Below are 20,658 nucleotides of genomic sequence, written 5' to 3' on the forward strand. Positions count from 1 at the left end.
CAAGGGCTAACCTCCGCCAAACAGGCAAGGCGGGCCCCCTCAATGACATCACGTAGACAATTTCTGGGCGGGCTGGCGATAGCGGCAGGAACGCTCACCGCGTGCAATGAATTGGTTTCAGGTGAGGGGACAAGTCAATCCCGGGCTCAATCTCCGGGCGCTACGCCACTCAACGCCGAGGCGCTTGAAGATGCGCTCGTCGGCAGCTCCTATCTCGGCACTGGCGGTGGTGGCAGCCTTTCGGAAGCCCGCGAGCTGATTGCCAAGGATTTGGCAGCCGGTTTGGCATTCACCACGCTGTCGGTTGGCGATCTGGCCGATAGCGACCGGGTGGCATGTCCTTACGGCCTCGCCAGCCTTGCCCCTACCAGCCCGGAAATGCAGGAACGGCTCGACGCGATCGGCGAAACGGCCGAGCCTGTGCAACTCGCCTTCGAGACGCTGGAACGGCATATCGGCCAAAAATTCGCGGCCGTGATTCTTGGCGAGATCGGTCCGCTGAGTCTTGCCGAAGGGCTTTCAATTGCTGCCCGGCTCGGCGTTCCCTCGCTTGATGCCGATACGGTCGGCCGCGCCGTGCCCGAAATCAACCAGCATTCGGTCAAAGTCGCGGGCATTCCGCTGACACCGATTGGCGCGGCGACGCCATTTGGCGATGAATTGGTTATAGGCAAGCTTGGCGACCCCACCAGAGCCGAAGACATCCTGCGCAGTATCGCCGTGGCGAGCGAGGTTTGTGGTGTGGCCGACAGCCCGATCACCGGCGCTCAGGCGAAAACAAAGGGAACGCTTGTCACAGGAAGCCTCACGCTGGCCCGCAGTATCGGGGCCGCAGTGCGCACGGCAAAATCTGCCGGCTCGGACCCGGTCGAGGCCGCTCGCGCTGCCGGTGACGGCTACTTGCTGTTCACCGGGCGAATCGCCGATTTCGATTGGCGCGACGAAGACGGTTTCCTTGTCGGCAATCTGAAGATCAAGGGCACCGGCGAATTCGCCGGCCAGTCATTCGAAACCGACTACAAGAATGAACACCTGATCGCACGGCGCAACGGAATGGTCGTTGCCACCTGCCCTGATTTGATAACGGTGATCGATCTGACGTCCCATGACGGCATCAACAATCCCGATTTCGCACTGGGCCAATCAGTTGCCGTACTCGCTTTCCGCTGCGATCCGCTGTGGCGCAGCGATGCCGGACTTGCCGTCTTCGGCCCGCGATATTTTGGCTATGACGTCGACTATGTGCCGGTGGAAGACCGGCTAAGCTGATCAGCCAACCACCCCCGCGCTCGACAGAACCGCGAGCGTCAGCACGTCTGGTGCGGCAGCCGTCATCGGCACGATCTGCACCGGCTTCTCCATCCCGATCAGCATCGGGCCGATCGTAGTGTTCGAACCCAGTTCGCGCAGCAGCTTGGCCGAAAGATTGGCCGATTGCAGGCCCGGCATGATCAGTACGTTGGCCGGCGCCGACAGGCGGCTGAAGGGATAGAGGCTCATCACCCGAGGGTTGAGCGCCGCATCCGGGGCCATTTCGCCTTCATATTCGAAATCGCAGCCGTCGCGGTCAAGGATCGCCACAGCATCGCGGATGTTGCTGAGCCATTGGCCCGAAGGGTTGCCGAATGTCGAATAGGACAGGAAAGCAACGCGCGGTTCGTGGCCCATGCGGCGGGCGACGGCGGCGGTTTCCTTCGCGATATAGGCGAGCTCCTCGGAATTGGGGCGCTCGTTGATGGTGGTATCGGCAAGGAAGGTCGTGTGGTTCTTACCGATCATCATGTGGATGCCGAACGGCAAGGCGTCGGGCTTCTTGTCGAGCACAAGGTTCACTTCGCGCACGGTCTGGGCATAGGTGCGGGTCACGCCCGATATCATGCCGTCACCGTGGCCCAGCGCCACCAGCAGGGCGGCAAAGACGTTGCGTTCCTGATTGACCATGCGGCGCACGTCGCGCTCGGTATAGCCGCGCCGCTGAAGCCGCTTGTACAGATAGTCGACCATGGCGGGCACATATTCGCTATCCGCCGAGTTCTGGATTTCGAAGCTGCCCGGATCGGACACGGAAAGCTGGTGCAGCTTGTCCATCACCGCCTTGGTGCGCCCGACCAGAATCGGTGTGCCATAGCCGAAGTCGCGGAACTGGATCGCGGCGCGCAGCACCACTTCCTCTTCCGCTTCGGCAAAAACCATCCGCTTGGGGCTGGCCTTGGCTTCGTTGTAGACGCCGGTCAGCACCGCCGTTGTCGGGTTGAGGCGCGATTTGAGCTGGTGGCGATATTCGTCGAGATCGGCAATCGGAGCCTTCGCCACTCCGGAATCCATCGCAGCCTTGGCCACAGCCGAGGACACGACCTCGATCAGGCGCGGGTCGAAAGGCGCGGGGATGATGTAGTCCGTCCCGAATTTCTGGTTCTTGCCATAGGCGCTCGCCACTTCTTCCGGCACGCGTTCGCGCGCGAGTTCGGCGATGGCGGTGGCTGCGGCAACCTTCATTTCCTCGTTGATCGTCGTCGCCTGCACGTCGAGCGCGCCGCGGAAGATGAACGGGAAGCCTAGGACGTTGTTGACCTGGTTGGGGAAGTCGCTGCGCCCGGTGGCGATGATCGCGTCAGGGCGAACGGCCTTGGCCTCGTCCGGCATGATTTCCGGGGTCGGGTTGGCCATGGCGAAGATGATCGGCTTGTCCGCCATCTCCGCGACCCATTCGGGCTTGAGCGCGCCGGCGGCGGAAAGGCCGAGGAAGATGTCCGCACCCTTCAATGCTTCTTCGAGGCTGGTCGCATCGGTGGCGACGGCATGCGCGCTCTTCCACTGGTCAACCCCGTCGCGGCCTCGCGTGATCGGACCGGAACGGTCGCACATGATCACGTTCTCGTGCCGCACGCCCATCGCCTTGATCAACGCGGTACAGGCGATCGCGGCGGCGCCTGCACCATTCACGACGACCTTCACGTCCTCGATCTTGCGATCGGTGAGGTAACAGGCGTTGAGCAGACCGGCGGCGGTGATGATCGCCGTACCGTGCTGGTCATCATGCATGATCGGAATGTTCATCTTTTCGCGCAGAGCGGCTTCGATGATGAAGCATTCCGGTGCCTTGATATCCTCAAGGTTGATCCCGCCAAAGCTCGGCTCCATCAGCGCGACAGCATCGATGAAAGCCTGCGGATCTTCGGTGTTCAGCTCGATATCGATCGAATCGACATCGGCGAAGCGTTTGAACAGCACTGCCTTGCCTTCCATCACCGGCTTCGACGCAAGCGCGCCAAGGTTGCCGAGGCCGAGGATGGCAGTTCCGTTAGAAATCACCGCGACGAGATTGGCCTTGGCGGTGTAGCGCGCAGCCAGCGAAGGTTCTTCGGCAATTGCCTGCACCGGCACAGCAACGCCGGGCGAATAGGCAAGGCTGAGATCACGCTGCGAGGTCATCGGCTTGGTCGCGACGATCTCGATCTTACCGGGCCTGCCGGTTTCGTGATAAAAAAGCGCCTCGCGGCTGGTGAAGCCGCCCTTCGGTTCGTCCGCCATCAAATTACCCCCAACGCGTCTGGTAAAAGCTATTCCCGCTGACTTAGCTTGCGTTGGTGACAGATGATAGAGGCCAAAGTGCGTTGAAAAGGCTCCACGCTCCCTTTCCGAATCATCCGCGCCATCGCTAGTCGGTAGAAATGGCCGCTGCCGCATCCTCAAAGCCCACTCCGATGATGGAGCAGTATCTCGCCCTCAAGCGCGAGGCAGGGGGATCGCTGCTGTTCTACCGCATGGGCGATTTCTTCGAATTGTTCTTCGAAGACGCGAAGATCGCTTCCGAAATCCTCGACATCGCGCTGACATCGCGCGGCGAGCATGCGGGTGAGCCGGTCGCGATGTGCGGCGTGCCGGTGCATTCGGCGGAAGGATATCTCGCACGGTTGATCAAGGCGGGGCAGCGCGTTGCCATTGCCGAACAGGTGGAGACACCAGACGAAGCCAAGGCGCGCGCCAAACGCGAAGGAAAGCCGTCGTCCAAGGCGCTGGTGGCGCGCGACATCGTCCGCTTCGTCACCGCCGGAACGCTGACCGAAGAGGCCCTGCTCGAACCACGGCGGGCCAATGTGCTGGTGGCGCTGGCCGAGGTGCGCGGCGCGATCGGCATCGCCAGCTGCGACATTTCGACAGGCGCGATGGCGCTTGAGGAATGCACGTCGCAAATGCTGAGCGCCGAACTCGCGCGGCTCCATGCGACGGAAGTGATCGTTCCCGAAGGCTGGGAGCATGGGCCAGACGAAAATGTGCCGCATGATTGCGGTGCCTTTTCAAGCGACGCCGGAAGCGAGCGCCTGTGCGCGGTGCACGGGGTGGCGACGCTCGACGGATTTGGCGAATTCTCGCGCGCAATGCTGGCGGCAGCGGGCGGGCTGATCGGCTATCTGGATCATGTCGGTCGCGGCAAGCTACCGCTGCTGCTCCCTCCCCGGCTTCGCGCCAATGCATCAAGCATGGCAATGGACGAAGCAACGCGCGGCAGCCTCGAAATCCTCGAAAGCCAAAACGGCAGTCGTGCAGGCAGCCTTGTTGCCGCGCTTGACCGGTGCTCGACGGGCGCCGGATCGCGATTGCTGGCAGAGGACCTCTCAGCCCCGCTGCTTGATCGCCACTTGATCGAAGAACGGCTCGCGCTGGTGCAGTTCTGGCGTGATCGGCCGATAGAGCGCGCGAATTTGCGCGATGTCTTGCGCGCATTGCCCGATATCGGTCGCGCACTGGGCCGGATTGTCGCCGGACGCGGCAGCCCGCGCGATCTGGGGCAGATCAGGGACGGACTCGGCGAAGCGGCGCGAATCCACGACTGGCTGACGCGCGAGGCAGACCGCCCGGCTTTGCTCGATGCGCTCTTGCCGCGGCTTGCCGGGCATGGGGCGCTCATCGACTTGCTGGCGCGCGCGCTCGTCGCTTCACCTCCGACCGAACGCGGCAATGGCGGCTATATTGCCCCCGGCTATGACGCGAGCCTAGATGAACTGCGCGACATATCGGGCAATGCCCGCCGCGCGATTGCGGCGATGGAGGCGCGCTATCGCGACGAAACCGGCATCGCCGCGCTCAAGATCAAGCACAACGGCGTGCTCGGCTATTTCATCGAAGTGCCCAGCCGCCATGGCGACGCGCTGATGGCGCCCGACAGCGGCTTTACCCATCGGCAGACCATGGCCGGGGCGGTGCGATTCAATTCGCTGGCCCTGCACGAGGAGGCCTCGCGCATTGCCGAAGCAGGTGGCCACGCGCTTGCCGCCGAGGAATCCCACTTTGAGGAACTGGTCGGCGAAGTGCATACCGCGCGGGAAAGGATCGCCGCCACAGCAGCGGCGCTTGCTAGACTTGATGTGGCGGCGGGGAATGCCGAACGCGCAGCGCAAGGCGACTGGGCGCGCCCCGAGATCGTCGACAGTGCGCAACTGGAAATCGTCGGCGGGCGGCATCCCGTGGTCGAGGCCGCGCTGGCAAAAACAGGCGAAAGGTTCATCGCCAATTCCTGCACACTCGCCCCCGATGATCGCCTGTGGCTGATCGGCGGCCCGAACATGGGCGGCAAATCGACCTTCCTGCGCCAGAACGCGCTGATCGTGGTCATGGCACAGGCGGGATGCTTCGTTCCAGCCAGCGCGGCGCGGATCGGGCTGGTTGATCGCCTGTTCAGCCGTGTCGGCGCATCCGACAATCTGGCGCGGGGCCGGTCGACCTTCATGGTCGAAATGGTGGAAACCGCCGCGATCCTTGCCCAGGCGACCAAGCGCAGTTTTGTCATCCTCGACGAGGTGGGCCGGGGAACCTCCACCTACGACGGGCTGGCTCTTGCCTGGGCGGTGGTGGAGGCGGTGCATTCGCGGATCGCGTGCCGATGCCTGTTCGCGACCCACTATCATGAACTCGCCCGCCTGGCGGACAGTTGCGACAGCCTATCGCTGCACCATGTGCGGGCGCGCGAGTGGAAGGGCGATCTGGTGCTGCTGCACGAACTGGCCGAAGGGCCGGCGGATCGTTCCTACGGGCTTGCCGTGGCCAAGCTGGCCGGCATTCCCGCACCCGTGGTGCAACGGGCACGGCAGGTGCTGACCAAGCTTGAACAGGCACGCAGCGAAACTGGCGGGCTTGCCGCGGGGCTCGGCGAATTGCCGCTGTTCGCTGCCGCCGCCGCGCCGGAACCGGAGCAAGGCCCCGAAGACGTTCTGGCGGAGCGACTGCGCACGACCGATCTCGATGCGCTTTCGCCGCGCGATGCGCTCGATCTGCTTTATGAGCTCAAGCGCACCCTCGATTGAACGCAATCGGCGGGCCACGGCTGCACCAAAACTTAACCCTCTTGCTGCTATCGCTGCGGCCATGTCGAAAGGGCTCCTTACCAATCCGAAAACCATGCTCGGCATTGCCGCTGCAGTTGTCATCATGGCTGTTGCGGCGACTGCCGGCCTGAACTCCTTCGTGTCGGAAGAAGATGAGGCTCCCGTTGCAGTGGCAGCGGTTGAAGAGCCAAAGGCAGTGGACGAACCGGTGCAGGCATCGGGCTGGGACAACGACGCAGGTCTCGGCGATGACTGGGGTGCAGCCGATCAATCGGCCAGTGGCGATTCCGGCGGATGGGGCGATGCGGCGATGGGAGTGCCCAATGCTTCGCAGCCGACCTTCGGCAGCTTCAAGCCTGAAGAATCAGAAGCAATCGATAGCGGCGGAGCCGTTTCGGGCGGTGGCCCGCCCCCAGGCGCCAATGTGACCCGCTCGTCGTCGTCCGGCCAGATCATTTCGGGCGCAGCTGAAGGCGCCCCGCCAATCGGGGCTCCCGGCGGCGCTCCAGGCTAAAGCGCATCAGCGCGTGGGGACGGGTGCCTCACCCGAATAATCGTAAAATCCGCGCCCGGTCTTGCGGCCAAGCCAGCCGGCTTCGACATATTTCACCAGCAGCGGCGCGGGGCGATACTTGCTGTCGCGAGTGGTCTTGTAGAGCACCTTGATGATGTCGAGGCAGGTATCCAGCCCGACGAAATCGGCCAGTTGCAGCGGCCCCATCGGGTGATTGAGTCCAAGCCGGCAGCCCTTGTCGATGTCTTCGATGCCAGCCGTCGACTGGCCAAGTACGAAGACCGCTTCGTTGATCATCGGCAGAAGGATGCGGTTGACGACGAAGCCGGGTTCGTCCTGGCTCAGCACCACTTCCTTGCCCAGTCCCTTGGCGAAAGTCGTAACCCTATCAGTCGTCACCTGCGCGGTGGCAAGGCCGGGGATAACCTCGATCAAACCCATGACGGGGACGGGGTTGAAAAAGTGCAGCCCGATGAAACGCTCCGGATCGGGCGAATGGTTCGCCATCCGGGTAATCGGGATCGAGGAAGTGTTCGATGCCATGATAGCGGTAGAGCCGAGCACCTTGCCCGCTGCCTCGAAAATCCGGAGCTTGATCTCTTCCTTCTCGGTCGCGGCTTCAATGATCAGGTCGGCGTCTGCCATCGGCGAATAATCCGCGACGGGAGTGACCTTGGCGAGCAGCGCTTCGGCCGCGTCAGCTTCGATCTTGCCGCGTCCGACCAGCTTGGTCACAGCCTGTTCGATCTTGCCCTTGCCTGCCTCGGCGGTGGCGAGATCGATGTCGGAAAGCATCACTCGCATGCCATGCGCAGCGACGGTCTGGGCGATGCCCGTCCCCATCTGTCCGGCCCCGATAACGGCGATGTTCCGCATGGCAACAATCCTTTCGCAAGTGCAACAACGCGCGCTCACTAGCGGGGAAGCGCGGGTCTGACTAGCGGTTAGCGCCCGGCACCCATTTTATGTCGGCCTTGCCCGCGTCATTGGCCGCGCGACCAAGCACGAACAGGTAGTCCGATAGCCGGTTGATATATTGCAGCGCCGCCGGATTGATACGGTCAGCCGCAGCGAGAGCGGCCATTGCCCGTTCGGCGCGGCGCGATGCGGTGCGGGCCAGATGCAGGCGCGCGGCTGCCTCGGTCCCGCCGGGCAGGATGAAGCTGGTCAGCGGCTCTAGCACCTCGGTCAAAGCGTCGATCCGCGCTTCCAGCCAATCGACCTGCGTAGGCACGATCCGCAGCACCATTTCCGAGGGGGCGAAGTCATCGTCGTCCTCAGCCGGAGTGGCGAGATCGGCACCGAGATCGAAAAGATCGTTCTGGATGCGAAACACCGCATCGCGCGCCTCTCCGTCCAATTCGCGCAAGGCGAAACCCAACGCCGAATTCGCTTCATCGACCGCGCCGATCGCCTCCATCCGGACCGCGTGCTTGAGCAGGCGCGATCCGTCGACGAGGCCCGTCGTGCCGTCATCGCCGGTGCGGGTGTAGATCTTGTTCAGTTTGACCATGGCGAGGCCCTATGGCGCAGAGGACGCCCGTGCGTCTAGCTGCTTGCAACGAGCGCGATCACCGCGACCACCACGACGGCGGCGAATTGATACTTGATGCGCGCGAACATCGCCTTGTTCTGCATGAGCTGCATGTCGGTGACGGTTTCGCCTTCGCCTGTCTCAAGGTCGATCTTGGTCGTCTTGAGAAAGGCGATGATGCCGCGCACCAGCGAGACGACCACCATGATCACGAGGATCGCGAGCACCGGGATGAGGATGTAGTTCATGACAGTCTAAATGGCCTCATCCTTGCGAAGTTCCACCCCCAATTATGTGCAACCGCAGTTGCTGTGCAAGCATCAGTCCGTCTTCCCCTGCTTCGCGCCGCGCAGCGAGTGGAGGAGAGCCGCGCCGTTTGGCGAGCTTTTCGCCTTCCTCGTCAAGCAACAGCGGATGGTGGTGCCAGCGCGGCACCGGCAGGTCGAACAGCGCCTGAAGCACGCGGTGGACATGGGTGCAGGCGAACAGGTCAGCCCCGCGCGTCACCAGAGTGACCCCATCCGCTGCATCGTCCAGCGTTACGGCAAGATGATAGCTTGCGGGCAAATCCTTCCGCAGCAGCACCACATCGCCAAGCTGGCAAAGATCGACCGGGGTCGTCCCGGCCAGCTCATCCTCCCACGCCAGAGGCCCCGTCTGCTCCAGTGCCGCTGCCGCATCCAGCCGCCACGCGGGTGGACGAGCAGGATCAGGCGCAGTGCGCTTGCAGGTGCCGGGATAGATCAACCCGTCGGAGCCCATCCGCGCCCCGGCTGCCTCGATTTCCTTGCGCGTGCAGGTGCAGGGATAAAGCAGCCCTATCGCCTTCAGCCGTTCAGCCGCTGCGACATAGCCTTCGATCCGGGTCGATTGCGCGGGCACTTCCTCCCACTCCAACCCCAGCCATTCCAGATCGCAGCGGAATTCATCGGCGTATTCCGGGCGGGACCGCGGCCCGTCGATATCCTCGATTCTGAGCAGGAAACGACCGCCCGCGTCCTTTGCCAGATCATGCGCGACAATCGCCGACAGGGCATGGCCCAGATGCAGCTGCCCGTTGGGACTGGGCGCGAACCGGGTCACGATTGGAGCGGCATCAGACATGCCCTGCCCAATGCCACAGGACATATCATTGCGCTATCCACAGCTTCTCAACAGCCTGTCCCTGTGGATATGCCGGGTGTAACGGCTTTGACTCTTTTCCTTGTCACGGCATGTTCCATTCAATCAGGGAGGAACAGCAAACGTGTTTCAAGCCGAACTGATAGAAAAGGCCGCGCGGTTCCGCAGTGCCGAGCATGATCCGACATCCAATCTGTCGGCTTGCCCTGCGCTTGTGCTGAATGCCGATTACACCCCGCTGTCCTATTACCCTTTGAGCCTGTGGCCCTGGCAGACTGCGATCAAGGCAGTGTTCCTTGATCGGGTGGATATCGTCGCAAGCTATGACCGCGAAGTGCATTCGCCCAGCCTAGACATGAAGATCCCGAGCGTGATCGCGCTGCGTCAGTATGTGAAGCAGAGCGAATTTCCCGCTTTCACCCGCTTCAACGTGTTCCTGCGCGATCGCTTTCAGTGTCAGTATTGCGGCAGCCACGAAAACCTGACTTTCGATCACGTGATCCCGCGCCGACTTGGCGGGCGCACCACGTGGGAAAACATCATCACCGCCTGCGGCCCGTGCAACATGAAGAAGGGCGGCCGCACGCCGTCACAGGCGCATATGCCGGTGCAGATGAAGCCGATCCGCCCGACCAGCTGGCAGTTGCAGCAGCACGGCAAGCTGTTCCCGCCCAATTACCTGCACGAAACGTGGCGGGACTGGCTTTACTGGGATATCGAGCTGGAAGCGTAGAGCCTGTCAGCTGGCCGAATTGGCCACCATATCCTGTTGCAAGGTGCGCCCGGCCAGCAGGTAATGCAGCGCCGCCCAGCCATAGCCGCAGACAAAGATCACGATCGACCATTGCAGTCCCCGCGCCTCGGCACTGGAGCAGGCTTCGAGCGTGGTAAGGCTGGCCGCGTCGAGCAGCGCCCTTGCATCGGGTACAAGCGCCAGCAGCGGCTGGCACGCTTCCAGCGTCAGACCCATGCCATAGCCGCTGAGGAACACCGTCTTCAGGAATGTCGACAATATCCCGATCAGCGGCGGACCCAGTCCGTAGCCGAGCAGATTGACGACAAACAGCGTGATCGCCACCGATGTCGCGCGCATCCGGCTGTCAACGACGCCGCCCGACACCGCATACATCGGGCCGAGATAGAAATAGTGGATCATCGCCGCGATCATCAGCGGAGGCATCGCCAGCCACAGATTGTCCACCAGAAACCCGAAGGCATAGAGCGGGACCGAAGCCGCCATGCCGATTGCCGGGAGCCATGCCAGCGCCTTGGGATGGCGTTGTGACATCCTGTCGGCCAGCCAGCCCGAACTGAACACGCCCAGCGCCGCCATCACCCCCAGAATGATCCCGAACAGCAGCGACGCCGTCTGGATCGAAAGGCCGTGGGTGCGGATCAGGAAAGAGGTGGTGAACTGCCCCACGCCATAGCCGACGAACGATGCCAGCATCGCCCCCATAACGACATGGCGATAGGCCGGCTTCTTGATCAGGACGGCCAGGGCTTCGCTGAAACTCGCTTTTTCGAGGCCCTGCAACGATGCCGGATCGGTGTAGCCACGCGGCGGTTCCTTGATTGTGCGCCAGACAATCAGCGACAGCAGCACACCCGGAACCCCCACCACGACAAACGCCACCCGCCAGCCTTCGACCTGGCTCCAGTCGAGATTGCCGAACAAAAAACCGATGCCGATTGCGTTGACGAAATTGCCGAATTCGGCTCCGTCCAGACCCGCCAACTGCCCTCCGAAGATCGAAGCGAACATACCGCCCAGCGGAACGCCGAGGGCATAGATCGAAACCGCCGTGGCCCGCCGCGACGGCTTGAAGTAATCGGCGATCAGCGATTGCGCAGGCGGAGTGCAGCCGGCCTCGCCAATGCTGACGCCCACGCGAAACAGGAACAGCATCAGGAACGACATGGCGAAGCCGCACAGCGCGGTGAACAGGCTCCATATGGCAACAGCCCAGGCGATTATCGCCACCCGGTTGTAACGCTCCGCGCCGCGCGCGATCGGAATGCCGAGGAAGGTGTAAAGCACCGCGAACGCAGGCCCGCCGAGCAGCCCCATCTGCCAATCCTCCAGCCCGAAGCTCAGTTTGATTGGCTCTGTCAGGATGTTGACGATGGTGCGATCGATGAAGTTGAAGATGTAGACGACCAGCAACGCCCCGAGGACATAGGATCGATAGGCAGGCGTTCCAAAACCTTCGGATGCAGGATGCGCCTGCGCGGGCGCTTCCACCGTCGAATCAGCCATAACTCTCCCATGCGCGATTCTCATGCCGGGGTGGGCCGGAACAATTCCCGGTCGCCGCATGGCTGCGCTGCGCACACTCTCTAGCCTTTCGCGTTCCGCGTAAAGCCTTCCGAATGCAGATGGCGCAAAACTCGGCGGGACTCGGTTTTCCGGGATATTGAACTGGAAGCTTGATAATCCGGCCTTCCGGGACGAGGCTGATCAAATGATCACTCTCATTCTGGCCGTTGCGCTGATCGCAGCGACGATCTTCATCCATTATGAAACCCTGCGGCTCGCATCGCTGGGCGCAACCGATCTCAACGTAAGGCCCCGGATGCGCATGGTGATGATGCTGAGCGCAGCCATGCTATCGCACATCATCCACATTGCGCTCTACGCTGCGGGTTACTTGCTGCTCGAACACAATTTCGAACTCGGAACCATCGCCGGGCAGACGGCGGGCATTTACGACGACGCGTTCTATTTTTCGATCACAAGCTACACCACGCTGGGTATCGGGGACATCTATCCCAGCGGTCAGATAAGATTGTTGAGCGGAATCGAGGCGCTGAACGGTCTGGTGATGATCACCTGGACCGCATCCATGACCTATCTCCACATGGAAAGATACTGGAACCGCGACACCGGTAACTGACGTAGTTGGTTTTACGTAACCGCCGCCCGCTGGCGGAATTCCGGGCGGCGCCATTCGTCGCTTGCAAGCACTTCAGACAGGTGGCGCGCGGCATCGGCAATGTCGGCAAACCGCAGATAGGCGGGCGCAAATCCCAGACGCAGGATGTCAGGCGCACGGAAATCGCCGATCACGCCGCGCACGATCAGAGCCTGACAGATGGCATAGGCATCCGGGTGGTGGAAACTCAATTGGCTGCCGCGCCGGTCGCTTTGGGCGGGGGAAACCAGTTCGTGCAGCACGCCCAGTTCTCCAAGGCATTCGAGGAAGAATTCCGACAACGCGCGTGACTTGGCGTACAGTCGATCAACCCCGATCTCCGCGATCAGATCGACACCCACTTCCAGCGCGGTCAGGCCAAGGATCGGCGACGTGCCGCATTGCAGCCGCTCAATCCCCGGCGCGGGCTCATACTCGTCCGAAAAGGCGAACGGGCGCGCATGGCCGAACCAGCCGGTCAGCGGCTGTTTCAGCTCCGCGTGATGGCGCTGCGCGACAAAGGCGAAGGCGGGCGCTCCGGGGCCGCCGCACAGATATTTGTAACCGCAGCCGGTGGCGAAATCGGCACCGACACCATTCAGGTCAACAGGCAGGGCTCCGGTCGAATGCGAAAGGTCCCATAGCACCAGCGCGCCTGCATCATGGGCGGCTTTGGTCAGCGCGGCCATGTCGAAGATCTCGCCGGTCTTGTAATGCGCGTGGGTGAGCATCAGCAGCGCGACGTCTTCGTCCAGCGCGTCCAGCATCCGGTCGCGAGAGGCAAGCCGCTGCGTTGCCAGACCTTGCCGCTCCAGCCCTTCGATCATGTAGATGTCGGTCGGGAAATTGCCCGGCTCGGACAGGATGACCTTCCTGCCGGGGCGCATTTGCAGCGCGGCGGCGATCAGCTTGAACAGGTTCACGCTCACCGTGTCGCAGGCGATAACCTCTTGCGGGGCCGCACCGATGAGCGGCGCGATCTTGGCGCCGACGCGGCTGCCCATGTTGAACCATTCCGCATCGTTCCAGCTGCGGATCAACCCATCGCCCCATTCCTGCTCCACCACACGGCGCATCGCATCAGGCGTGGCCTTGGGCAGGCAGCCGAGCGAGTTGCCGTCGAGGTAGATCACACCTTCGGGCACATGGAACCGATCACGATAGGGGCCAAGCGGATCGGCGGCATCGAGTTCGCGGGCGCGGTTCATCATGGCAGTTCCCTCAGGATCGCGCGCACAGGTGACGCGTCTCCGCCAACGATCGGCAGCGGCAGGGCGATCAATTCGTACCAGCCGGGCGAAACGTGATCGAGCACCAACCCTTCGAGCACGCGGATATCGTGCTTGAGCACCGCCAGATGCGCATCCATCGTCTTGGAGCTTTGCGGGTCGATCGAAGGGCCGTCCAGCCCGACCAGCTTCACCCCCTGCGCCGCCAGCCACTCGATCGTCTCGGGCGCAATCGCGGTGGTATCCTCGGGCCAGTGATCATGCGGGAATTTGTCAAAGGTGCGGAACAGCACCCGGTCAGCCGAATGGAGGTGCGGCAGGTCGCCCACTTCAATCAACTGCCCCACCCCGCGCGCATCCACCACCAGACATTTGCCGAGGTAGGGCTCCAGCGTGACGCTCGCGATATCGGGGGCGGTCTGCGAATAATGCAGCGGCGCATCGGCATGCGCACCGGAATGGGTCGAAAGGGTCAGGGCCGAGACATTGACCGGCGAACCTTCCTCCATCTGCCATGTGCGCGCCTGCTCGAAAGCGGTGTCCCCCGGCCATACCGGAAGGCCGGGGCGAAGCGGCTGCGAAATATCCCAGATGCGCGGCGTTGCCCCCGCCATCAGATCGCCGTCCTGACGCTCAAGAGTTCGGGGAAGAACGCCTGCTTCAGCACCCCTGCGAGATAGGGCACGCCGGGTGTGCCGCCCGTTCCTTTCTTGAAGCCGATGATCCGCTCGACAGTCTTGAGATGGCCGAACCGCCAGCGTTGGAAATGGTATTCGAGGTCCACCAGCTTTTCAGCGAGCTCGTACAAATCCCAATGCGGTTTGGGATCGCGGTAGATCTCCGCCCAGGCGGCTTCGACGCTGCTATCGTGTTCGTAGACACCGTTCAGTGCCCTTTCAGTCACCTTAGGGTCGATTGCGAAACCACGCTTTGCGAGCAACCGGATCGCGCTGTCATAGAGGCTTGCACGGCCCATTTCCGCCTCCAGCCGCTGCGACCAGTCGCCGGTTTCACGGTGCAGGCGAATGTGTTTTGCATCGCGCCCGCCAAGCATGAATTCCATCATCCGGTACTGAGCCGACTGGAACCCGCTGGACGATCCCAGGTGCGGGCGAATGCGGGAATAATCGTGCGGAGTCATGGTGCTAAGCACGTCCCAGCTCTGGATCAGCTGCTGCTGTGCCCGCGCCACCCGCGCCAGCATCTTGAACGCCGGTCGCAAATCGTCCGCCTCGATGCACTCCCGAGCCGCGGTCAATTCATGCAGGCACAGCTTGAGCCAAAGCTCGCTCGCCTGATGGACGATGATAAAGAGCATCTCGTCATGCGCGCCCGACGAGGGATGCTGGGCGGCAAGGATCTTCTCGAGATCGAGATAGCTTGAATAGGTTACGCCTGAAGCCATGCGGCATGCCCTAGCGTCTTGGCGCGCGCGCGCAAACTATCCTTCGATGATCCGTGTTTCGGGATGATGCTTGTCGAGGTGTTTCTTGATGATCCGCAGGTTCCGGCTGTTGGACCGAAACACGAAGTCGGCGGCGTCGCCCACCACGGGGACAAGTCCGAGCGCAGCATCGAACGCGACATTGGCGCCCATGCGGGTGAGATGCCATTTCGACATCCCCAGATTGCGTGCTTCCCACACCATGTAGGCACCCAGAGCGGTGGTCACGATGTCGCCCAGCACAGGTACCAAACCTACAAGCGCATCCAGGCCGACCGGCACGTTCACACCGGGAATTCGGAAGCTGCGTTCCAGAAGGAATTCAACCGCTTCCACCCGCGCTCGAACCGATGCCGGGTCATTACCGGTCGGCAGCGACACACCGACTATGCGCGGGCCGTCGCCCGTCTTGTCGAATGCAGGTCCAGTAGAAGAGTTCATTGTTGCCTCCTTCCCTCCTTAGGTGGTGGGTTGAGAGAGCGGGAACAAGGGGTGCAGCCCCCAAGGGTTGGGTTCGTACCCGTTGACTCCCCCGCGAACCAGCGACCAGCGCACCGGCACACCCAAGGGAATAAATACCTCGGCGGCCACCAATTCGGCATGCGCCTCAGCCAGCAATTGCTGTTTCGCCTCGGCATCCTTGAGCGTGAGCGATTCCCGCACCAGAGCATCCGCCGCGCGCGAACACAGCCCGATATCAAGCGAGCAATTGAACTGGTTGAGGAACCAACGCGGCGAGGAATAGCGTGCAAGCCGATCCCAGAATTCGACATCCGCTCCTTGGCCAAGCCCAACACGGACAGTCGTGACACCGATGGACTGCCAAGCGCTCTCCAGCTGCTGGAACATTATGTCGCTACCCGGTCCGTCCGGAAGGCCAAGGCGGACCACCGCATCTCGGCCAGTCGCCCCTTCCCATTGCCCGATACGCTGCCGCGCGCGTGTTCTGCGCTCGTCAAGCGACTGGTCAGCCCAGCGCGACACAGGATATTGCACCGGAGAAAACAGGTCCGGGGGCACAATCCAAGTGCTGGAACGCCAACCACCAAGGCCGAATGGTCGGATAAAATCCTCACGATCAATTGCCATGGACAATGCCTCGCGGCGTGCGGGATCGGACAGCACCCCCTCGCCCCTACGGATCACGAGCCCGAACAGGCCGAGCGCCGGGTCTACCTGCACGGTTCCCCGTGAAAGGGGGCCGAGCTGCGCCATGGGGAAAGTGACGATATCGCCGCCCAGCAAAAGATCGACTTCGCCGTCCGAAAATGCATCGACAGCCGCCCTGCCCGGCAACGCACGCACGATCACATTGCGGGAAAGGTCTTCCCAGTCCTCGGTGGTCGGAAGGCCGCGATCCTGCGGGGGAATTGCGGCCAGTCGCGCGATCGGCTCATTGGCTTCGCGCTCGAGCGACATTGGCCCGGCCCCACTCCCGCGCCGGTCAAAACCCAGTTCCGGTTGAGCAAGTAACCGGAGAAATTCAGGCATGGGCCCTGACAGGCGCAGTTCGACCACCCGGCCTGTCATTGCACGGATTTCAGTCACCTTGGCCAGATCAAGACCCAACGATGTACCTTCGAGCCGCCGGATCGATTCGCGCAGCATGGTGCGGACTTCTACCGCCGCAATCGGCTCACCATCGGGCCAGTCGGTATTGCGCAGCCTGAAAATGTAGCTCAAGCCGTCATCGGTAACGATCCAGCGTTCGGCGATTGCCGGAACAACCTGTCCGGTCGGATCAAGCGCAACAAGGCCCTCATTGGTTGCCGCCTGTACATGTTGTCCGCCCACCGAAAGACGAACACCTGACTGGAACAGGTCTTCGGGTTCGCCGATAATGGCGACATTCAGCGGGCCGCGATCGGAGGCACCGTCGCAGGCGAGCAACGCGAAAATCAATGAGAAAAGAGGCAGGAATCGGCTCACCTCGATTGACTAGCAGCTTAAGGGCTGCAGGTCAGCGCGAAGTGAACTGGATATTCGCAGCAATCGCCAACGATATCAGACCTTGCGGAAATTCCGCAATTCAGGCGGTGGCGGGGCGCGATGGGCGTAAGAAATTGTGCTGTTGCCAACGCTTGCGGTTTCAGAGCCAAAGGCGGGCTTTCGAGCGAGTTGCGAATCGATTTCCTCGTCGAACGCGATGCCGAATCGTTGGTCTTGAACCCAGGCGATGCTGCCTCCGATCCTGCCGATATTGCGCAATTCAATTTCGACCCGGTTGCCGCGTTGGACGCGCAGAGGGCCTTCGCCCATCATTCCGCCATCAGAGAGGTTACGGACGCGGACGCGATGCTCTTCGCTTTCCTGTTCAACGCGCACGCTCGCAAGCAGAAACAGGCTGTCGCGAGAATCACTTCTGGTCTCAACACCCGTCATTTTCGCCAAAACTCCTACACTCGGTCTGTTCGCGCATTCAGCGCTTTCAACGAGCGACCCGACAAATAAACAGTCCGATTGCAGTTAATGAAGCGCAGTAAATGAGGCGTTAAGGCCAACGGGAGTTGCGACGGTTTCGCCCCGCTCGTCCCAAACTGGAACGGATTGAAACTGGCCGGACTGGCTGTGTCCGGCAGCCGGTGATCGTCAATCGTCGCGCGAAACCTTTTCGCGGCGTTCGTGAGCTTCCTGTGCTTCGACAGTCATTGTCGCGACAGGACGGGCAATCAGGCGACGCAATCCGATGGGGTCGCCAGTGACCTCGCAATAGCCGTATTCACCTTCTTCGATGCGGCGAAGGGCAGCGTCGATCTTTGCGACAAGTTTGCGCTGACGATCACGCGTGCGCAGCTCGATCCCCCAATCCGTTTCGCTGGAGGCGCGATCATTCAGATCGGCTTCCCGGATTGGTCCGTCCGCCAAAGACTGCAGGGTCTGACCTGCGGCGGTGCGGATGGAGCGCTTCCATTCGATCAGCAACATCTGGAAATAGGCCAGCTGGCGATCGTTCATGTATTCTTCGTCGTCGCTCGGGACATAGTCCGGCGGCAGCAGATTCTTGGCTTTTTCGAAGATGTTGATTTCTTCAGTCGCGGCCGCTGACATGTGGTCCTCTAATCCCAAAACACAGTGCGTGACCGTCCCGTAAGGATGCGTGGAAAGGATCTCGGCATCCCTCGCCCCCCGGCAAGACTTTACGTAGGCCGCGCCTATAGGGAAGGCGCCAGTCTCACACAAGCCGATTTGAAGAAACGCCTGCAACATTCGGGGGACTGAACGGGATTTTTGCCCGCGCCGTTGCACCGCCGCCGCATTGCCGATCCAAAAAAGTAACCTGCGTTAACCATTTGTTGACCATGATCCGTGAGTTCTGTCGGTGCGCGATCCGGAGGGGGTCTGGATCTTTTCCGCACTGCGGGCGCAGGAAAACGGGGAATGGATCATGGAACTCAAGCCGGTTGAAACAGGGATGGCTTCGCCAATTTCGAACGGAGAAGCGGACATCGCCATCGCAGGCTATCTCGCCGAGGCAGCAGCCGGAGATATCGCCGCATTGTTCAATCTCGGTGTCGCCTACTCGACTGGCAGCAACGGTGTGACCGTTGACCTGGTCGAAGCGCACAAGTGGTTCAACCTCGCCGCATCGCGCGGGCACGAGGAGGCCTGCTGGTGCCGTGGTGATGTATCGGACGAAATGACCGCTCGCGAAATCGCTGAGGCACAGCGCCGGGCTCGGCAATGGCTGGCTCAGGAACGTCGCGCCGCCTAATCAGGTTTTCTGAAAGGCGTTCGTTCGCCAAGGAAGACCTGATCGGCGCTCACGCCCTGCCGCTCGCGCTCAAGGAAGTCGGCCACCGCTTTGCGAAAGCCCGGATCAGCTATCCAGTGCGCTGAATATGTTTGCACCGGCTCGTAACCCCGAGCCAGCTTGTGCCCGCCCTGCGCACCCGCCTCGACCCGAGGCAAACCCAGTTCGATCGCCATGTCGATCGCCTGATAATAGCACAGTTCGAAATGCAAAAAGCGCACGTCGCGGGTACACCCCCAATACCGGCCGTATAGTGCTTCCGACCCGATGAAATTGAGCGCGCCTGCAATCGGCTCCGCTCTATCAAACGCAAGGATCAGGGCCATCCTGTCGGCCATGCGTTCGCCCAGCAGGGAAAAGGCTTCGCGGGTCAGATAGGGTGTTCCCCATTTGCGAGCCCCGGTATCCTGATAGAATATCCAGAACGCATCCCAATGCTCTGGCCGGATGGCGTCGCCGGTAAGACGTTCGATCCGCAACCCCTCTTGCGCGGCTGCGCGCTCCTTGCGCAACGCCTTGCGCTTGCGCGATGCCAGCTCACCTAGGAAATCGTCGAAGCAATTGTAATCGCGGTTCTGCCAATGAAACTGGATGTCGGACCGGATCAACCAACCGGCATTTTCGAAAAGCGGCAGTTGCTCCGGTTCGATGAATGTCGCGTGCGCTGAAGAAAGCCCGTTGTCCACGCAAACGGTCTCCGCCCCCTTGAGCAGATGCGGCGCCAGCGAAGGATCGGACAACAGCAGGCGCGGTCCGTTTGCCGGGGTAAAGGGCGCGGCGATTTGCAGCTTGGGATAATACCGTCCCCCGGCCCGGTGCCATGCATCGGCCCAGCTGTGATCGAACACATATTCGCCCTGGCTGTGCCCTTTGGCATAACTCGGCATGGCAGCAAGCAGGTTGTCGGCCACATCAGTGATCACAATCGGCGCGGGCTCCCAGCCGGTGCCGGGGCCGACGCTGCCCGAATCCTCAAGCGCGGTCAGAAATTCATGAGAGACGAAAGGATTGCGATCACCCCCAAGCGCATTCCACTCTGCCGGGCCGAAGCTGCCGACACCGGGCGCAAGCCGAACGGTTAACTCCGGGTCGCTCACGCCAGGCCTTCGCCTTCGCTGATGAGAGCATCGGCATCTGCAAGCGCATGGCGGCGCAGCTTCGGAGAGCGAACGGTCCAGGTGAGGATCGGCCTGCGCGTTTGCCGCCAGATCGTCGTGATCGCATTGGGCAGATCGCGGACGTCTGCCGCCAGAAAATCAGGGTGTGCCTGATCAATTGAGCCCGCAGCCCGCCATGCCTCGCGGAAGCCCATATCCAGAGTGTCGGTGCACACGAGACCTCTGCATCTCGAGCTGTCACGCTTGAAGAACCAGCCGCCCACGCGCGGATCGAAGCTCATCACCGCATGCTCGCCAGCATAGTCTCCCAAAAATTCAGACACTGCGCGGCAGCTTAGCGTCACATCATAGCCCGGCTTTGACTTGATCTCGATAAGCAACGGCACCCGCCCATCGATTACGGCGAGGAAGTCGTCGAGCCGGGTTATTGTTTGCCCCGAATTGAGGATGCCGATCTGCTGCAATTCGGCGGCATTAAAGCTTGCGACGGTTCCTTTTTCGTTGGTCAGTCGATCGAGTTCCCAGTCGTGAAACACCATCGGTACGCCGTCGCGGCTCAACTGGATATCGCAATCAATGCCCATCCCCGCTGCGATTGCCGCTTCAGCCGCCGCAAGCGTATTCTCGGGCACGCCCTCACCGTGAAGGCCGCGATGGGCGTATTCCCACCGGGTCAGCCATTCAGGGGCACGGCGCTCAATCACGAAC

The 20,658-nt window shown here is 61.8% G+C and carries 21 protein-coding genes; 6 read left to right on the forward strand and 15 right to left on the reverse strand.

Features of this window, described 5'->3' with window-relative positions; translation table 11 throughout:
- Positions 1 to 42 precede the first annotated feature (42 nt).
- The gene (locus L1K66_RS00865) at positions 43 to 1,269 is read left to right on the forward strand and encodes a DUF917 domain-containing protein (RefSeq protein WP_252259130.1); all 1,227 of its coding nucleotides are present in this window, start codon (positions 43 to 45) and stop codon (positions 1,267 to 1,269) included.
- On the opposite strand, the gene L1K66_RS00870 is transcribed toward L1K66_RS00865, so the two are convergent.
- Positions 1,270 to 3,531, reverse strand: coding sequence for an NADP-dependent malic enzyme (locus tag L1K66_RS00870; RefSeq protein WP_252259131.1), 2,262 nt, complete (start codon positions 3,529 to 3,531; stop codon positions 1,270 to 1,272).
- A 140-nt stretch (positions 3,532 to 3,671) separates the two neighbouring features.
- Between L1K66_RS00870 and mutS the strand changes: the two genes are divergently transcribed.
- Both mutS and L1K66_RS00880 read left to right on the forward strand, forming a co-directional pair.
- Positions 3,672 to 6,302, forward strand: coding sequence for a DNA mismatch repair protein MutS (gene mutS, locus L1K66_RS00875; protein ID WP_456237505.1), 2,631 nt, complete (start codon positions 3,672 to 3,674; stop codon positions 6,300 to 6,302).
- A gap of 61 nt (positions 6,303 to 6,363) precedes the next feature.
- A complete protein-coding gene (locus L1K66_RS00880; protein WP_252259132.1) occupies positions 6,364 to 6,837 on the forward strand; it encodes a hypothetical protein in 474 nt (157 codons plus the stop codon).
- Positions 6,838 to 6,843: 6 nt separating this feature from the next.
- Here L1K66_RS00880 and L1K66_RS00885 read toward each other — a convergent pair whose 3' ends face one another.
- The 4 genes from L1K66_RS00885 to gluQRS form a co-directional block, all read right to left on the reverse strand.
- On the reverse strand, positions 6,844 to 7,713 hold the full coding sequence (locus tag L1K66_RS00885; RefSeq protein ID WP_252259133.1) for a 3-hydroxyacyl-CoA dehydrogenase NAD-binding domain-containing protein: 870 nt from the start codon (positions 7,711 to 7,713) through the stop codon (positions 6,844 to 6,846).
- Positions 7,714 to 7,774: 61 nt separating this feature from the next.
- Positions 7,775 to 8,350, reverse strand: a complete 576-nt coding sequence (locus L1K66_RS00890) for a cob(I)yrinic acid a,c-diamide adenosyltransferase (protein WP_252259134.1) — start codon at positions 8,348 to 8,350, stop codon at positions 7,775 to 7,777.
- 35 nt (positions 8,351 to 8,385) lie between these two features.
- Positions 8,386 to 8,619, reverse strand: a complete 234-nt coding sequence (locus tag L1K66_RS00895) for an HIG1 domain-containing protein (RefSeq protein WP_252259135.1) — start codon at positions 8,617 to 8,619, stop codon at positions 8,386 to 8,388.
- A 16-nt stretch (positions 8,620 to 8,635) separates the two neighbouring features.
- Positions 8,636 to 9,475 carry a tRNA glutamyl-Q(34) synthetase GluQRS gene (gene gluQRS / locus L1K66_RS00900; RefSeq protein ID WP_252259136.1) on the reverse strand — a complete coding sequence of 280 codons (840 nt, stop codon included), beginning with the start codon at positions 9,473 to 9,475 and terminating at the stop codon, positions 8,636 to 8,638.
- 142 nt (positions 9,476 to 9,617) lie between these two features.
- Here gluQRS and L1K66_RS00905 point away from each other — a divergent pair, with 142 nt between their 5' ends.
- Entirely contained in the window at positions 9,618 to 10,226 is a 609-nt protein-coding gene (locus L1K66_RS00905; protein WP_034955675.1) for an HNH endonuclease, read from the forward strand.
- 6 nt (positions 10,227 to 10,232) lie between these two features.
- Here L1K66_RS00905 and L1K66_RS00910 read toward each other — a convergent pair whose 3' ends face one another.
- A complete protein-coding gene (locus L1K66_RS00910) occupies positions 10,233 to 11,753 on the reverse strand; it encodes a spinster family MFS transporter (RefSeq protein WP_252259137.1) in 1,521 nt (506 codons plus the stop codon).
- Positions 11,754 to 11,958: 205 nt separating this feature from the next.
- Here L1K66_RS00910 and L1K66_RS00915 point away from each other — a divergent pair, with 205 nt between their 5' ends.
- A complete protein-coding gene (locus L1K66_RS00915; RefSeq protein ID WP_034955939.1) occupies positions 11,959 to 12,390 on the forward strand; it encodes a potassium channel family protein in 432 nt (143 codons plus the stop codon).
- Positions 12,391 to 12,401: 11 nt separating this feature from the next.
- Here the strand turns inward: L1K66_RS00915 and kynU are convergent, their stop codons facing one another.
- The 7 genes from kynU to dksA form a co-directional block, all read right to left on the reverse strand.
- Positions 12,402 to 13,619, reverse strand: a complete 1,218-nt coding sequence (gene kynU, locus L1K66_RS00920; protein WP_252259138.1) for a kynureninase — start codon at positions 13,617 to 13,619, stop codon at positions 12,402 to 12,404.
- A complete protein-coding gene (gene kynB, locus L1K66_RS00925) occupies positions 13,616 to 14,251 on the reverse strand; it encodes an arylformamidase (RefSeq protein WP_252259139.1) in 636 nt (211 codons plus the stop codon). Before kynB ends, kynU begins: the two co-directional genes overlap by 4 nt.
- Positions 14,251 to 15,042 (reverse strand): tryptophan 2,3-dioxygenase, encoded by a 792-nt coding sequence (locus tag L1K66_RS00930; protein WP_034955679.1) that lies wholly within the window; start codon positions 15,040 to 15,042, stop codon positions 14,251 to 14,253. The genes kynB and L1K66_RS00930 overlap by 1 nt, the downstream gene beginning before the upstream one ends.
- Before the next feature lie 36 nt (positions 15,043 to 15,078).
- A complete protein-coding gene (locus L1K66_RS00935; RefSeq protein ID WP_252259140.1) occupies positions 15,079 to 15,522 on the reverse strand; it encodes a DUF4112 domain-containing protein in 444 nt (147 codons plus the stop codon).
- An 18-nt stretch (positions 15,523 to 15,540) separates the two neighbouring features.
- Positions 15,541 to 17,010: an ABC transporter substrate-binding protein gene (locus L1K66_RS00940; protein ID WP_252259141.1), complete on the reverse strand. Its 1,470-nt coding sequence runs from the start codon at positions 17,008 to 17,010 to the stop codon at positions 15,541 to 15,543.
- Positions 17,011 to 17,085: 75 nt separating this feature from the next.
- Entirely contained in the window at positions 17,086 to 17,463 is a 378-nt protein-coding gene (locus L1K66_RS00945; protein ID WP_252259142.1) for a PilZ domain-containing protein, read from the reverse strand.
- Positions 17,464 to 17,670: 207 nt separating this feature from the next.
- Positions 17,671 to 18,129, reverse strand: a complete 459-nt coding sequence (gene dksA, locus L1K66_RS00950) for an RNA polymerase-binding protein DksA (protein ID WP_034955682.1) — start codon at positions 18,127 to 18,129, stop codon at positions 17,671 to 17,673.
- A 364-nt stretch (positions 18,130 to 18,493) separates the two neighbouring features.
- Between dksA and L1K66_RS00955 the strand changes: the two genes are divergently transcribed.
- The gene (locus L1K66_RS00955; RefSeq protein WP_407931995.1) at positions 18,494 to 18,793 is read left to right on the forward strand and encodes an SEL1-like repeat protein; all 300 of its coding nucleotides are present in this window, start codon (positions 18,494 to 18,496) and stop codon (positions 18,791 to 18,793) included.
- Here the strand turns inward: L1K66_RS00955 and L1K66_RS00960 are convergent.
- Positions 18,790 to 19,929, reverse strand: a complete 1,140-nt coding sequence (locus tag L1K66_RS00960; protein ID WP_252259143.1) for a GNAT family N-acetyltransferase — start codon at positions 19,927 to 19,929, stop codon at positions 18,790 to 18,792. The genes L1K66_RS00955 and L1K66_RS00960 overlap by 4 nt on opposite strands.
- Positions 19,926 to 20,654: a glycerophosphodiester phosphodiesterase family protein gene (locus L1K66_RS00965; protein ID WP_252259144.1), complete on the reverse strand. Its 729-nt coding sequence runs from the start codon at positions 20,652 to 20,654 to the stop codon at positions 19,926 to 19,928. The genes L1K66_RS00960 and L1K66_RS00965 overlap by 4 nt, the downstream gene beginning before the upstream one ends.
- Positions 20,655 to 20,658: the final 4 nt, after the last annotated feature.

This window comes from Erythrobacter aurantius (assembly GCF_023823125.1).
In the GTDB taxonomy this organism is placed as follows: domain Bacteria; phylum Pseudomonadota; class Alphaproteobacteria; order Sphingomonadales; family Sphingomonadaceae; genus Erythrobacter; species Erythrobacter aurantius.